We start from the raw sequence: 13,447 nt of genomic DNA on the forward strand, positions 1-13,447 counted from the left end.
GGCGTCAGCGCACCGCGCCGGTCACCGCCCACGCGCCCGAGCGCGTCCGCAGCAGCAGGCCGGCCAGGCGCAGCACCACGAACAGCGTCAGCCCGGCCCAGATCCCGCCCAGCCCGAGGTCGAACGCGTAGGCCAGCCAGATCGCCGGCAGGAACCCGCCGAACGCGCACACGATGGTGAGGTTGCGCAGGTAGCGCACGTCGCCCGCGCCGATCAGCACCCCGTCGAGCGCGAACACCACGCCGCCGATCGGCTGGAGCGCGACGAACCAGGGCCAGGCCGTCATGGCCTGCTCGCGTACCTGCGGATCGGAGCTGAACCACGACGGCACCAGGCCGGCGCCGGCGGCGATCAGCACCGCGAAGGCCACGCCGCACAGGCCGCCGAGCAGCGCGACGCGGCGCGCCAGGAACCGCGCGGCTGCCGCGTCGCCGCCACCGAGCGCGGCGCCGACCAGCGACTGCGCGGCGATGGCCAGGGCGTCGAGCACCAGCACGGTGAAGAACCACAGCTGTACGGCGATCTGGTGCGCACCCACCGCGGCGGCGCCGAACCGGGCCGCGACGGCAGTGGCGGACAGGAAGCTGGCCTGGAACGCGACGCCCCGCACGAGCAGGTCACGGCTGAGCACGAGCTGCTGACCGATCACCCGGGGCCGGGGCCGCAGCGAGACCCGCTCGCGGACGAGCGCCGCCGCGAACAGGACACCGGAGAGCGTCTGCGCGATCGCGTTCGCCACCGCCGAGCCGACCAGGCCGAGCCCGGCCGGGTAGACCAGCAGCGGGCAGAGCACCGCGGAGAGCAGGTTCGGGCCGAGCACGAACAGCAGCGGGCGGCGGGTGTCCTGGATGCCGCGCAGCCAGCCGTTGCCGGCGGCGGCGAGCAGCAGGCCGGGCGCGCCCAGCGCGGCGACCCGCAGCCATCCGGCGGCGGCGTCGGCCACCTCGCCGGGGCCGCCGACGAGGGTACGCGCCAGCGCGCCGCCGCCGATGCCGATGGCGACCGCCACCAGCACTCCGGTGGCGAGGGCGAGCCAGGATGCCTGGACGCCCTCGGCCACCGCGGCGGCCCGGTCCCCCGCCCCGAAGCGGCGGGCCGAGCGACCGGTGGTGCCGTACGCGACGACGGTGCCGACCCAGGCGGTGAGCGTCATGACCGTGCCGCCGACTGCGAGCGCGGCCAGCGGCACCCGGCCGAGGTGGCCGACGACCGCGGTGTCGACCAGGACGTAGAGCGGCTCGGCGGCCAGCACCACGAGGGCTGGGAGCGCGAGCGCGGCGATCCGCCGCGGCGAGGCGGTGACGGCGGGAGCGGCGGTGGTGCTCATCGCCGCTGATCCTGGCATGTCCCAAGTAAGGTCTACAAGGCCAGGGACTACTTACCCACACCGGCCAGGAGGCGGGCGGTGTCACGCCGCCCGCGCAGACGGCGTACCGGCAGCCCGGGGGCGTGCTCGGCGAGCGCGGCCAGCACCCGGGGCCGGGAGTCACGGGGGTAGCGCCACACGTAGCGCAGGAAGCCGAGATCCAGCCGCTCCGGGCAGCCCTCGGGCAGGTCGGGGCGGGGCGCGGCGCGATGTGCCCACCGGCGGCGCACGATCCGGGCCAGGCAGCGGGGCCGGGAGGTGTCGCAGAGCACCAGAAGGTCGGCGCGGGGCAACCGGAGGTCGAGCGTGCTCGCGTAGTTGCCGTCCATCACCCAGGCCGGGCGGGCGGCGAGCGCGGCCACCTCGGCGCGGAAGTCGTCGACGGTGGGGGCGGCCCAGCCGGGACGCCAGTAGTGCCGGTCGAGGTGGATCAGCGGCAGGTCGAGTCGCCGGGCCAGGTCACCGGCGAGCGTGCTCTTGCCGGCGCCGGAGCTGCCGACCACGAGAATGCGTCGCACCGGGCGACGGTAGCGCGGGAGCGGGTTTCCGCGCGGCGGTGACGTCGACGGCGGACCGCGCGTGCGGCCCGGCCGGCGTCACCGCCGGACGGCGTACGTCACTGACGGGTGTCCATCGAGGTCTGCAGCGCGCGGCGCATCTGCTCGCGCGTCTCGTCGGTGGTGGTCTCGTTCTGCGGCTTGCGCTTGCTGGGCATCTGAGGTCCTTCCAGGGTGCGGACCGCCGGACGTGGCGGTCCTACGGGCGCCCGGCGCTCCGGCTCGGCGCGACAGCGAATCGCGCCCCGACCGGAAGTCGTCGGCGGCTGAGCGCCCGGCAGCGGTCCGGGATCACCGGAGCGGCTCGCCTGGCAGCGGGAGCCCGGGTCGGTCTGACCCTGGAGGGAGGCGAAGCCGGGTGCGGCACCACCGCCCGTGACCAGCGCCGCGAAGCGCCGGTCCCGCACCCAAATTAACGTTCACTTTCCAGATACTGCCCACTGTTCCCGAAATGCGGAAAGATCGATGTCGTCGTCCCGGCTCGGCCAGGGCGGTCAGCGGGCCAGGAAGTGCCAGCCCAGCCACCACCAGAAGCCGAACAGCCCGATCCGGCCGACCGGCACCGGACCCACCTCGTACCGCATCACGAACGCGCAGATGTCGGCCAGCGACGGGATCCCCGACCCCTCCCGGCGCGCGGCCCACTCGACCACGGCGAACAGCACGATCGAGACTGCGAACCCGCCGATCGCCAGTGCCCGCATCATCGGCGCACCAGTCCCCAGAACGCGGACAGCCACGCGAACCAGGCCGCCGAACGGGCCAGGTTGTCCTCCAGCAGCGGATCGGCCAGCCGGGAGAAGGTGGGGAAGTCGTCACCCGCCGCCATCACGAACGTCGCCCCCTCGAAGACACCGAAGACGGTCACCGGCACCAGCCACCACAGCGCGACCGACGGCAGCCGGCGCGGCGCCGGGCGCCGGGGCACCCGGTTGTTCAGGCCGACCCAGATCAGCCCCCCGCCGGTGGTGAGGATGTAGAGGTTCGCCGCGGTCGAGAAGGACGGCAACTGGCCGCCGACCAGGGAGAGGCAGATCAGCACCGGCACGGAGACGACCGGCCGGTCCCAGGCCCGGGGCGCCTCGACGGTGAGCTCACGGGGATGATCCATCACCCGATTGTCCCCAGGGTGACGCACCGCGGAAAGCCCGGCACGCGTCGTGATCCCCCGAAAACGCGCCGATCGGCTCACACTTCCGATCGCCGCCGCACCGGATCGACCGGACCAGAAGGACGAATCGCCCTAACCGGGCGCCTCACGCCACGGGGGTCACCGCGCCGGCGGCCAGCTCGGCACGGATCCACCCGACCACCTCGTCGAGGGAACCCCGGCCGGTGAAACCGGCGGCGAACCGGTGCCCGCCGCCGCCGAGCGCCACCGCCACCCGGCTCACGTCGACAGCGCCCTTGCTGCGCAGCGACACCGCCCACTCGGCCTCGCCCGCCTGCTTGACCACGCAGCTCACGTCCGCCTCGGCGGTGCAGCGCACCGAGTCGATCAGCGCCTCCAGCACGTACGCGGGCTGGTCGTGGCGGACCAGGTCGTCGCGGGTGGCGTACGTCCAGACGAGGCCGTGCCCGGCGGCGGCCGCCGGTTCCAGGGTGGCCCGGCCGAGCACCTCGCCGAAGAGGCGGACGGCGCCGAACGGGCGGGTGTCGAAGACCCGCCGGGAGATGTCACCGGGCCGGATGCCGGTGGCGACCAGGCGCGCGGCCGTCTCGTGCACGGCCGGCGTGGTCGCCTCGAAGCGGAACGAGCCGGTGTCGGTGGCCAGCGCGACGTACAGCCCGGTCGCCATCTCCGCGTCCAGCGTCACACCGAGCCGGTCCAGCAGCTCCAGCGCGACCACGGAGGTGGCGGCGGCGTGCGGGTCGACCAGGCTGATCCGGCCGAACCCGCTGTTCGAGGCGTGATGGTCGAGCACGAGCGACGTGCCCGCCGTGTCCAGCCGGTCGGCCAGGTCGCCCAGCCGGGACTCGCTGGCCGCGTCGAAGCAGATCACCAGGTCCGGCACCGGGTACGCGTCGTCCTGCGGCACCAGCAGGTCCACCCCGGGCATCCACCGGAACGGCTCGGGCACCTCCGGCGGGCCGGGGAAGGTGGCCTGGAGATCGCGTACGCCCAGCCGGCGCAGGCCCAGCCCGAAGCCCAGCATGCTGCCCAGCGCGTCCCCGTCCGGGTTCACGTGGCAGACCAGCAGCACCCGCGCGGCGGCGGGGAGATCGCGTACCGCCGCGACGGCGGCCGCCCACGCGGTCTCGGTGGGCCCGGCGGCCTCGGTCACCGGCGATCGCCCGCGCGCGGCTCGTCGTCGCCCTCGTCGTCGGCCGAGGCGTCCTCGTCGTCGTCCTCGACCCGGTACGGCTGGGCGTCGCCCGCGTACGAGGACGTGGCGGCCAGCCGCTGCACCTCGGCGTCGGCGGTACGCGCGGCGGCCAGCAGGTCGTCGATGTGCTTGACCTGGTCCTGCACGTCGTCCAGGACGAAGGTCAGCGTCGGCGAGTGCCGCAGCCCGAGCGCCTTGCCGACGGTGCTGCGCAGCATGCCCTTGGCGCTCTCCAGCGCCGCGGCGGTGCTCGCCTGGGCTGCCGCGTCGCCGAGCACCGTGTAGAAGACGGTGGCGTCACGCAGGTCGGCGGTGATCCGGGCGTCGGTGATCGTGATCATGCCGAGCCGGGGGTCCTTGATCTGGCTGCGCACCACCGACGCGACGAGTTCCCGGATGCGCTCCGCGTGCCTGCGTACCTTGGCCGGATCCGACATGTCCCCCACCTCCGGGATCACCTGTACCGATGACGACGCCGGATCACCAGGCGACCCGGGCCGTCGGCCGGAGACGGCGGGCGCGTGGGCGCCGCCGGATCCGACCGCTCAACGCTGAAGAACACTACCCGCGCCCGGCCGGGCATCGCGCGGCACGGCCGGAGTGCCGCGCGACGCGCCGTCAGTCGTCCGCGCCGTGCAGACGGCGGCGCACCGACAGCAGCTCGGTCTCCGGACGGGCGGCGACCAGCCGCTCGCAGGAGTCGAGCACCTCGCGGACGTGAGCCGGCTCGGCGGCCACCACCGCCACCCCGATCTCGGCCCGGCCGTGCAGGTCCAGCGCCCCCACCTCGGCGGCGGAGACCTCGAACTTGCGCAACGCGGCGACGATCGGCCGGACGTAGGACCGCTTGGCCTTCAGGGACCGGGAGTCACCCGGGAGCAACAGGTCGAACAGTGCGGTTCCGGTATACACGGCGAGCAACGGTACGCCGGGCGGCGCGTCCCGGCACGCGATTAAGGCGTCACCGCCACCAGCACGTCCCGCTCGATCGCCTGGTCGACCCGGTGCGCGAAGTCACCGAAGCCCGGGCCGTCGAGCACCCGCAGCCCGGCGTCGGTCAGCACCGCCTCCGCCTGCGCCCGCGGTGCCACGTGCGTGTTCCAGGACAGCCCGAGCGCGCCGCCCGGACGCAGCAGCTCCCGCCACACCGGCACGGCGGCGGTGAGCAGCTCCAGCGGGCTGCGGGACAACCCCTGGTCGGTACGGCTGCCGTGCGCCACCCCGTACGGCGCGTCGGTGACGATCACGTCCGCGCATCGGGGACGCAATGCCTCGCGGGCACGGGTGGTGTCGGTGTGCAGCACCGTCACCCGCTGGGTGGCACCGGCCCGGTGCTCGTCCCGCGACGGCGCGAGCACCGCCTCGAACCGGCGGGCCACCAGCTTGCGGTCCCGGCGCACCGACGTCGAGTCGGTGGTGTGCTTGAGCCGCTTGCGGCGCAGCCAGGTACGCAGGAACGCCGCGTACGCGTCCACGTCCTTGCCGTCGCGCTCGATGCCGATGCCGTCGTAGCCGTACATCAGCGCCTGGTTGAGCGTGGTGCCCCGGCCGCAGAGCGGGTCCAGCACCACCACCGGGCCGTCCAGCATCCGCGGCGCGGCGGCGGAGGCGAGCACCGTGACGTTGAGCAGCAGCCGGGTGAACTGCTCGTTGGTCTTGCCGGCGTACTTCGGGATGGTGATCAGGTCGGAGTCGTACCGGGCCAGCGGGCGCAGCGGCACCGGCCGCAGCAGGTCGTCGCCGACCCGCTCGAACAGCGCGTACGCCGCCGACAGGTTCGCCAGGTGGGCCAGGTCCCGCTCGCCGAGCCCGGGTTCGGCGGTGGTGAACGTCACGTACTCCACCCCGCCGATCCCGGTCACCTCCGCGTCGGCCGGTACGACGCCCAGTACGCCGGATCCGGCGAACACGGCCAGTTCGGCGCGGGCCAGCCGGGCCGCCGCACCGGCGTAGACGCGGTTGGCGGACGGGGCGAGGAGCAGTGCGTACCGGATCACGCCGGAGATTGTCGCAGCCTGCGGAGACGGCGACGGCCGGGGCCCGCAGGCCCCGGCCGTCGGCCGGTCGTACGCGTGGTCGTCAGGCGCGCGGCTTCTCGCGCATCTCGAACGTCTCGATGACGTCGCCGACCTGGACGTTGTTGTAGCCGCCCAGTGTCAGACCACACTCGAAGCCCTCGCGGACCTCGGTCGCGTCGTCCTTGAACCGCTTCAAGGAGCTGATCGTGAGGTTGTCCGCCACGACCGCCCCGTCCCGCAGCAGCCGCGCCTTGGCGTTGCGGCGGATGAGGCCGGACCGGACGATACAGCCGGAGATGTTGCCGATCTTGGACGAGCGGAAGACGTCGCGGATCTCCGCGGTGCCCAGCTCGACCTCCTCGTACTCCGGCTTGAGCAGGCCCTTGAGCGCGGCGTCGATCTCCTCGATGGCCTGATAGATGACGGTGTAGTACCGGATCTCCACGCCCTCGCGGTCGGCCATCTCGCGGACCTTGTTCGAGGCCCGCACGTTGAAGCCGATGATCGTGACCGCCTCGGACGAGGCGCTCGCGAGCATGACGTCGCTCTCGGTGATCGCGCCCACGCCCCGGTGGATGATCCGAAGCTGGACCTCCTCCGGGATGTCGAGGTTGAACAGCGCGTCCTCGAGCGCCTCCACGGAACCGGAGACGTCGCCCTTGAGCACCAGGTTGAGCGAGGTCTTCTCGCCCTCCTTGAGCTGCTCCATGAGCGTCTCGAGAGTGGCCCGGCCACGGGAGTTGGCGAACGACGCCGCCCGCCTCCGCGCCTGCCGCTGCTCGGCGATCTGCCGCACGGTGCGGTCGTCCTCGGCGGCCAGGAAGGTGTCACCCGCACCCGGCACCGTGGTCAGACCCAGCACCATGACCGGACGGGCCGGACCGGCCTCGTCGACCGGCTTGCCGTTCTCGTCCAGCATGGCCCGGACGCGGCCGTGCGCCCCACCGGCGACGATCGAGTCACCGGCACGCAGGGTGCCCTTCTGCACCAGCACGGTCGCCACCGCGCCACGGCCCTTGTCCAGGTGCGCCTCGATCGCGACGCCCTGCGCCGGCCCGTCGATCGGAGCGGTCAGCTCCAGCGACGCGTCGGCGGTCAGCAGCACGGCCTCGAGCAGTTCCTCGATGCCGATGCCGGGCTTGGCCGCCACGTTGACGAACATGGTCTCGCCGCCGTACTCCTCGGCGACCAGGCCGTACTCGGTCAGCTGCTGGCGGACCTTGTCCGGGTTCGCCTCGGGCTTGTCGACCTTGTTGACCGCGACCACGATCGGCACCTCGGCCGCCTTGGCGTGGTTGAGCGCCTCGATGGTCTGCGGCATGACGCCGTCGTCGGCCGCGACCACCAGGATCACGATGTCCGTGACCTGGGCACCACGGGCACGCATGGCGGTGAACGCCTCGTGACCCGGGGTGTCGATGAACGTCACCGCGCGGTCCTCGCCCTCGTGCGGGACGTGGACCTGGTAGGCGCCGATGTGCTGGGTGATGCCACCCGCCTCGCCGGCCACCACGTTCGCCTTGCGGATCGCGTCGAGCAGCTTGGTCTTACCGTGGTCGACGTGACCCATGACGGTCACGACCGGCGCACGGCTGACCAGGCGGTCCTCCGCGACCTCGGCGTCGAGGTCGATGTTGAACTGCGCGAGCAGCTCGCGGTCCTCGTCCTCCGGGCTGACGATCTGCACGTCGAAGCCGAGGTGCTCGCCCAGCAGCTGCAGGGTCTCGTCGGAGCACGACTGGGTCGCCGTCACCATCTCGCCCAGGTTGAACATCTCCTGGACCAGCGAACCCGGGTTGGCATTGATCTTGTCGGCGAAGTCCGACAGCGAGGCGCCACGGGACAACCGGACGACCTGACCCTGGCCGCGGGGCGCGCCCGACGACATGGTCGGGGCCGACAGGTTGTCGAACTCCTGTCTGCGCTGCTTCTTGGACTTGCGACCGCGGGTCGGCCGGCCGCCGGGACGCCCGAAGGCACCCGCCGCGCCACCGCCACGGCCACGGCCACCGCCGCCGGGACGGCCACCGCCGCCGACCGGACCACCCGGACGGAAACCGCCACCGGGAGCACCGCCACCGCCACCGGGACCGCCGCGGTAGCCACCGCCACCGCCGCCACCACCGGGCCCGCCGCGGTAGCCACCGCCACCGCCGCCACCACCGGGTCCACCGCGGTAGCCACCGCCACCGCCGGGACGACCGGCGCCGCCGCCGGGCCCGCCACGACCGCCACCGGGGCCGCCGGGACGGCCGGTGGTCGGCCGCTGGCTCGGCATCGAGGCCGGGCTCGGCCGCGGCGGCATCGACGCCGGGCTGGGCCGCGGCGGCATGCCGGCCGGGCTGGGACGGGGACCGCCCGCACCACCGGCCGGGGGCCGCTGCTGCTGGCCGCCCTGGATACCGAACGGGTTGTTACCGGCGCCGCGCGCCGGCGGACGACCGCCGGGCCGGGCACCGGGGCCCTGACCCTGACCCGGACCGCCGGGACGACCGGCGGCCGGGGAACCCGGACGCGGCGGCATGGCGTTCGGGCCGGGACGCGGACCCGGGCGCGGGCCGCCCTCGGCCGGGGGCTCCCGGCGTACGGTCTCGCGCTGCTGCTGGCGGGCGGCCTGGGCGGCCTTGACCGCGGCCTCCTGCTCAGCCTTGAGGGCGGCGGCACGCGCCTCGGCGGCCGCCACTTCGATGTCGTGCGCGCTCGCCGGCTTGGCGACCGGAGTCGCCGGCTGCGGCGGGCCGGGGACCGGGCCCTTGGGCTTCGGTCCAGGGGTCGGCGCGGCCGGACGCCGGGGCGGCATCGGCTTGGCCGAGACCCGGGGGGCACCCGGGGTCGGGGTGGGCGTCGGGGTCGGCGCCGGGCCACTGGGCGCGGCAGCCGGCGGGCCGGCGGGCGCCGACGAACCGGCCACGAACGCGCTACGCAGCCGCCGGGCGACAGGCGCCTCGACGGTGCTGGACGCGGACTTAACGAACTCGCCCATCTCCTTGAGCTTGGCGAGAACGGTCTTGCTTTCGACCCCGAGCTCCTTGGCGAGCTCGTGTACGCGGGCCTTTCCTGCCACTGCACTCCTCACTCCGAGGTCGTGCGGGCAGCACCCGCAGCGACCTCACTCGTGCACTTGAAGCCTGGTCATTTCTGGGACTTCATCGTGTGCTCATGTCGGTCGTCCTACCTTGCTAGCGACCCTCGACCGGTCGGGTTGACCGGTCGTCGGGGGTTGCGCGTCGACGTGCTCCGCAAGCGCACCGTGGTCGGGGACCTCGGTGAGGCGCAGTGCCCGCCCGAAGGCGCGGCGTCGCACCGCCTGCGCGAAGCAGGCCGGATCAGGGTGCATGTTCGCTCCCCGACCCGGCAGTCTGCGGGCCGGGTCGGGCCGGAGACTGATGTGACCAGCCTCGTCACCAACCGCGACGATCCGCAACAACTCGCTGGCCGGCGCTCGTTTCCGGCAGCCCACACAGGTGCGCTCCGGCAGCGCGCGTCGTACCACTGAGAAAGTCTACCCCTAGCTTCCCGAGATCGCGCCGCCCGGCTCCGGTACGTGATCAGCTCCGCCCCGGCTCTGCGGTGCCGCGGTCTCCGCGTCGGACCGGATGTCGATGCGCCAACCGGTCAGGCGGGCCGCGAGGCGGGCGTTCTGCCCCTCCCGGCCGATCGCGAGCGAGAGCTGGAAGTCCGGGACGGTCACCCGGGCGGTCCGGGAGGCCAGGTCGACCACCTCGACCCGCAGCGCCTTGGCCGGCGACAACGCGTTGCCGACGAAGGTGGCCGGGTCGTCCGACCAGTCGATAATGTCGATCTTCTCGCCGTGCAACTCGCTCATCACGGCGCGGACCCGCTGGCCCATCGGGCCGATGCAGGCGCCCTTCGCGTTGACGCCGGACGTGGTCGAGCGTACGGCGATCTTCGTACGGTGACCTGCCTCACGCGCGATCGCGCCGATCTCCACGGTGCCGTCGGCGATCTCCGGCACCTCCAGCGCGAACAGCTTCTTCACCAGCGCAGGATGCGACCGGGACAGCGTGATCTGCGGCCCGCGCATGCCCTTGGCGACGTGCACGACCACGCAGCGGATCCGCTCGCCGTGCTCGTACCGCTCGCCCGGGACCTGCTCGGACTGCGGCAGGACGCCCTCCAGCTTGCCCAGGTCGACGCTGACGATGCCCTTCTCGCGGCGGGTCTCGTGCGCCTGCACCACGCCGGTGACCAGGTCACCGTCGCGGCCGACGTACTCGCCGAAGTGCACCTCGTCGGTGGCCTCCCGCAGCCGCTGGAGGATCACCTGCTTGGCCGTCATGGCGGCGATCCGCCCGAAGTCGTGCGGAGTGTCGTCCCACTCCCGGGTCACCGTGCCGTCGGGGTCCAGCTCCCGCGCGTAGACCGAGGCGGCCCCGCTCTTGCGGTCGATCTCCACCCGGGCGTGCGCCTCGGCACCGTCGGTGTGCCGGTAGGCGGTCAGCAGCGCGGTCTCGATCGCCGCGAGGATCGTGTCGAACGGGATCTCCCGCTCGCGCTCCAGGGCGCGCAGCGCCGCGAGGTCGATGTTCACCTCTCCTCGTCCTCCAGATCTTCGTCGTCGTCGGTGTCGTCACCGAAGTCCTCGTCGGCCAGGTCGTCCAGGCGGTTGAACTCCACCTGGACCCGGCCGGGCCCGAGTTCGGCGTACGGGTGTTCGGCGGGGCCGGCGTCGGTCTCCAGCACCACGCGTTCGTCGTCGGCGGCCGTGATCCGGCCGGTGAGCTGGCGGTCCCCCGCGTCGCCGCGGACGGTGACCTTGACCAGCCGCCCGGCGTTGCGCCGCCAGTGCCGGGGCAGGGTGAGCGGGCGGTCCACGCCGGGCGAGCTGACCTCCAGCTGGTACTCGCCGGCCACGATGTCGCCGCCGGCCTCCTCGGCCGCGTCCAACGCCGCCGAGACCGCGCGGGAGACGTCCGCCACGGCGTCCAGGTTGATCCCGCCGTCGGCGTCCACGATCACCCGGACCACGTGCCGCCGGCCGGCGCGGGAGACGGAGAGGTCCTCCAGGTCGTAACCGGCGGCGGTGACGACCGGTTCGATCACCTCGCGCAGCCGGTTGCGGCGGGCGGCGAGATCGCCGCGGGGTGCGCCACTCCGGTCCGTGCCGCGGGGCCCGTCGGATCGGCGGGGCCGCCCGGCGGGCCCCGTCGACCGGGTGGCACGGCCACGCTGCGTCATTGCGCGCACCTCTCCTGCTGTTGCCACGACCCGCGGGCCGTGTTGTCCCGGGCCGGTGCGGGCGATCGGCCCGCCATACCGGCGCGCCACCGGGGCGTCCGCGCCCGGTGGTTGCGCAGAGCGTAACGCTTGTGGCCGTCGGCGGGCCCGGCGGCGCACCGAGACCCTGCCCCACGAGGCGGCGCGGATGGTGTTGACTCTGTCAGGTGGGGATCGGCAGAACACCATCCGACCGGGTCAGAACGGGGCATTCCCGGCGCTGGCTGCTGCGCGCCGGCGGGCTCGTGGCACTCGGCGGCGCGACAGTGCCGCTGACCGGTTGTGATCTTTTCGACCGCGACAAGGAGCCACCGGCGCCCGACGCGCTGGAGCCGCTCGCCGCCGAGGCGCTCGCGCTGGAGGCCCGCTACCGGGCCGCCGCCACCGCCGCTCCGGCGCTGGCCGGCCAACTCACCCCGATCGCCGACGCGCACCGGGCGCACGCCGAGGAGCTACGCCGCGTGATCGGCCGTCCGGCGCCCTCCGGCGCCCCGGCGTCCGCCGGGGCGGCGAGCGCGCCGGCACCCGACGCCGCGCTCACCGAACTGCGCCGGGCCGAGCAGGAGGGCCGGACGAACGCGGCCAGGGCGTGCGCCGCCGCGCCGGCCGAGCGGGCCGCGCTGCTCGGCTCGATCGCCGCCGCGCGGGCCACCCACGTGGAGGCCCTCAAATGAACGAACGCACCGAGCGGAGCGAGGGCCGTGAGTTCACGCCCGGTTGGAGCAGCGTGAACGAACGCACCGAGCGGAGCGAGGGCCGTGAGTTCACGCCCGGTTGGAGCAGCATGACCGAACGCACCGAGCGGAGCGAGGGCCGTGGGTTCACGCCCGGTTGGAGCAGCGTGAACCCGACGAACGGTCCGGCCTCGGCGCTCGCCGACGCGCTCGCCGCCGAGTACGCGGCGATCTGGGCGTACGGGGTGATCGGTGTGCACCTGACCGAGGCGGCGCGTACGGCCGCCCGTGCCGCCGAGGCGGCCCACCGGTCCCGCCGCGACGCGCTGCTGCTCCAGCTCGCCGAGGGCTCCGGGCAGGTGCCCGCCGACCAGGCCGGGTACGCGCTGCCCCACCCGGTGACGGACCAGGCGAGCGCGCTGCGTCTCGCGGTGGAGATCGAGGAGCGGACGGCCGGGCACTGGCGGGCCGCGCTGGTGCACACCACGGGCGCGGACCGGAACACGGCGCTCGCCGCGCTCACCGACTGCGCGTTGCGCGCCACCCGTTGGCGGCGTACGGCGGGCGTGACACCGGTCACCGTTCCGTTCCCGGGCCGCCCGGCCTGAGCGCGATGCCGGTCACCCGGCGGAACCCTCCGGTTGCGCAGCGCATACCAGGTATGCATACTCGCGGTCATGTCCATCCGTCACGGCCTGCTCGCCCTGCTCGAACGCGGCCAGATGTACGGCTACCAGCTCCGTGCCGCGTTCGAGGAGTCCACCGGGTCGACCTGGCCGTTGAACATCGGACAGGTCTACACCACGCTGGCGCGGCTGGAACGTGACGGCCTGGTCCGCCCGCTGCCGGAGAACGAGAGCGGGCAGCGGCCGTACGAGATCACCGACGCCGGACGGGCGGACCTGGCGCTGTGGTTCGCCACGCCGATCAGCCGCGCCGACCGGCCCCGTGACGAGTTGTCCATCAAGCTGGCGCTGGCGCTGACCACCCCGGGCGTCGACGTGCGGTCGGTGGTGCAGACCCAGCGCACCGCCACCATGCGTGCCCTCCAGGAGTTCACCCGGTTGAAGTACACGAGTGACAAGCCGGAGGATCTACCCTGGCGGCTGGTGCTGGACGCGATGATCTTCCAGACCGAGGCCGAGGTGCGGTGGCTCGACCACTGCGAGACGAGCCTGGTCCGGCACCGTCCGGCGCCGATCCGGGCGGTCGACCAGCCCGAGGCGGTGGACCAGGCCGGCGACGAAGCCCGCCGGTGACCCGGAAC

General features: G+C 73.8%; 15 protein-coding genes. 3 read left to right on the forward strand and 12 right to left on the reverse strand.

Features of this window, described 5'->3' with window-relative positions; all coding sequences use genetic code 11:
• Positions 1-4: 4 nt before the first annotated feature.
• The 12 genes from GA0070215_RS09605 to rimP all read right to left on the reverse strand — a co-directional run bounded on the left by GA0070215_RS09605 (position 5) and on the right by rimP (position 11,467).
• Complete coding sequence (locus GA0070215_RS09605) at positions 5-1,327, reverse strand: MATE family efflux transporter (protein WP_091044153.1); 1,323 nt, start codon at positions 1,325-1,327, stop codon at positions 5-7.
• A 47-nt stretch (positions 1,328-1,374) separates the two neighbouring features.
• Positions 1,375-1,884: a P-loop NTPase family protein gene (locus tag GA0070215_RS09610; protein WP_244166925.1), complete on the reverse strand. Its 510-nt coding sequence runs from the start codon at positions 1,882-1,884 to the stop codon at positions 1,375-1,377.
• A gap of 533 nt (positions 1,885-2,417) precedes the next feature.
• Complete coding sequence (locus tag GA0070215_RS09615; RefSeq protein WP_208600315.1) at positions 2,418-2,627, reverse strand: DUF6186 family protein; 210 nt, start codon at positions 2,625-2,627, stop codon at positions 2,418-2,420.
• Positions 2,627-3,034: a hypothetical protein gene (locus GA0070215_RS09620; RefSeq protein WP_018785896.1), complete on the reverse strand. Its 408-nt coding sequence runs from the start codon at positions 3,032-3,034 to the stop codon at positions 2,627-2,629. The genes GA0070215_RS09615 and GA0070215_RS09620 overlap by 1 nt, the downstream gene beginning before the upstream one ends.
• A gap of 145 nt (positions 3,035-3,179) precedes the next feature.
• A complete protein-coding gene (locus GA0070215_RS09625; protein WP_091044161.1) occupies positions 3,180-4,208 on the reverse strand; it encodes a DHH family phosphoesterase in 1,029 nt (342 codons plus the stop codon).
• Positions 4,205-4,687, reverse strand: coding sequence for a 30S ribosome-binding factor RbfA (rbfA, locus tag GA0070215_RS09630; RefSeq protein WP_091044329.1), 483 nt, complete (start codon positions 4,685-4,687; stop codon positions 4,205-4,207). The genes GA0070215_RS09625 and rbfA overlap by 4 nt, the downstream gene beginning before the upstream one ends.
• Before the next feature lie 181 nt (positions 4,688-4,868).
• Positions 4,869-5,162, reverse strand: a complete 294-nt coding sequence (locus GA0070215_RS09635) for a DUF503 domain-containing protein (RefSeq protein WP_013284668.1) — start codon at positions 5,160-5,162, stop codon at positions 4,869-4,871.
• Positions 5,163-5,203: 41 nt separating this feature from the next.
• Positions 5,204-6,247 (reverse strand): TRM11 family SAM-dependent methyltransferase, encoded by a 1,044-nt coding sequence (locus GA0070215_RS09640; protein WP_091044164.1) that lies wholly within the window; start codon positions 6,245-6,247, stop codon positions 5,204-5,206.
• An 82-nt stretch (positions 6,248-6,329) separates the two neighbouring features.
• Positions 6,330-9,332 (reverse strand): translation initiation factor IF-2, encoded by a 3,003-nt coding sequence (gene infB, locus GA0070215_RS09645; protein ID WP_091044168.1) that lies wholly within the window; start codon positions 9,330-9,332, stop codon positions 6,330-6,332.
• A 93-nt stretch (positions 9,333-9,425) separates the two neighbouring features.
• On the reverse strand, positions 9,426-9,761 hold the full coding sequence (locus GA0070215_RS09650) for a YlxR family protein (protein WP_081635938.1): 336 nt from the start codon (positions 9,759-9,761) through the stop codon (positions 9,426-9,428).
• A 15-nt stretch (positions 9,762-9,776) separates the two neighbouring features.
• Positions 9,777-10,820: a transcription termination factor NusA gene (gene nusA, locus GA0070215_RS09655; protein WP_018785890.1), complete on the reverse strand. Its 1,044-nt coding sequence runs from the start codon at positions 10,818-10,820 to the stop codon at positions 9,777-9,779.
• Complete coding sequence (gene rimP / locus GA0070215_RS09660) at positions 10,817-11,467, reverse strand: ribosome maturation factor RimP (RefSeq protein WP_018785889.1); 651 nt, start codon at positions 11,465-11,467, stop codon at positions 10,817-10,819. The genes nusA and rimP overlap by 4 nt, the downstream gene beginning before the upstream one ends.
• A 206-nt stretch (positions 11,468-11,673) precedes the next feature.
• On the opposite strand from rimP, the gene GA0070215_RS09665 reads away from it, so the two are divergent.
• The 3 genes from GA0070215_RS09665 to GA0070215_RS09675 all read left to right on the forward strand — a co-directional run bounded on the left by GA0070215_RS09665 (position 11,674) and on the right by GA0070215_RS09675 (position 13,439).
• Positions 11,674-12,180, forward strand: a complete 507-nt coding sequence (locus tag GA0070215_RS09665) for a hypothetical protein (RefSeq protein ID WP_377467087.1) — start codon at positions 11,674-11,676, stop codon at positions 12,178-12,180.
• 110 nt (positions 12,181-12,290) lie between these two features.
• Positions 12,291-12,788, forward strand: coding sequence for a ferritin-like domain-containing protein (locus GA0070215_RS09670; protein WP_244166934.1), 498 nt, complete (start codon positions 12,291-12,293; stop codon positions 12,786-12,788).
• 69 nt (positions 12,789-12,857) lie between these two features.
• Positions 12,858-13,439, forward strand: coding sequence for a PadR family transcriptional regulator (locus GA0070215_RS09675; RefSeq protein WP_091044172.1), 582 nt, complete (start codon positions 12,858-12,860; stop codon positions 13,437-13,439).
• Positions 13,440-13,447: the final 8 nt, after the last annotated feature.

Origin of the sequence: Micromonospora marina (assembly GCF_900091565.1) — a bacterium.
Lineage (GTDB): Bacteria > Actinomycetota > Actinomycetes > Mycobacteriales > Micromonosporaceae > Micromonospora > Micromonospora marina.

Excerpts from the sequence above, each read along its gene's own strand:
- GA0070215_RS09605 (WP_091044153.1), bottom strand. The coding sequence starts at position 1,327 with ATGAGCACCACCGCCGCTCCCGCCGTCACCGCCTCGCCGCGGCGGATC.
- GA0070215_RS09615 (WP_208600315.1), bottom strand. The coding sequence starts at position 2,627 with ATGCGGGCACTGGCGATCGGCGGGTTCGCAGTCTCGATCGTGCTGTTC.
- GA0070215_RS09620 (WP_018785896.1), bottom strand. The coding sequence starts at position 3,034 with ATGGATCATCCCCGTGAGCTCACCGTCGAGGCGCCCCGGGCCTGGGAC.
- rbfA (WP_091044329.1), bottom strand. The coding sequence starts at position 4,687 with ATGTCGGATCCGGCCAAGGTACGCAGGCACGCGGAGCGCATCCGGGAA.
- rimP (WP_018785889.1), bottom strand. The coding sequence starts at position 11,467 with ATGACGCAGCGTGGCCGTGCCACCCGGTCGACGGGGCCCGCCGGGCGG.
- GA0070215_RS09670 (WP_244166934.1), top strand. The coding sequence starts at position 12,291 with ATGACCGAACGCACCGAGCGGAGCGAGGGCCGTGGGTTCACGCCCGGT.
- GA0070215_RS09675 (WP_091044172.1), top strand. The coding sequence starts at position 12,858 with ATGTCCATCCGTCACGGCCTGCTCGCCCTGCTCGAACGCGGCCAGATG.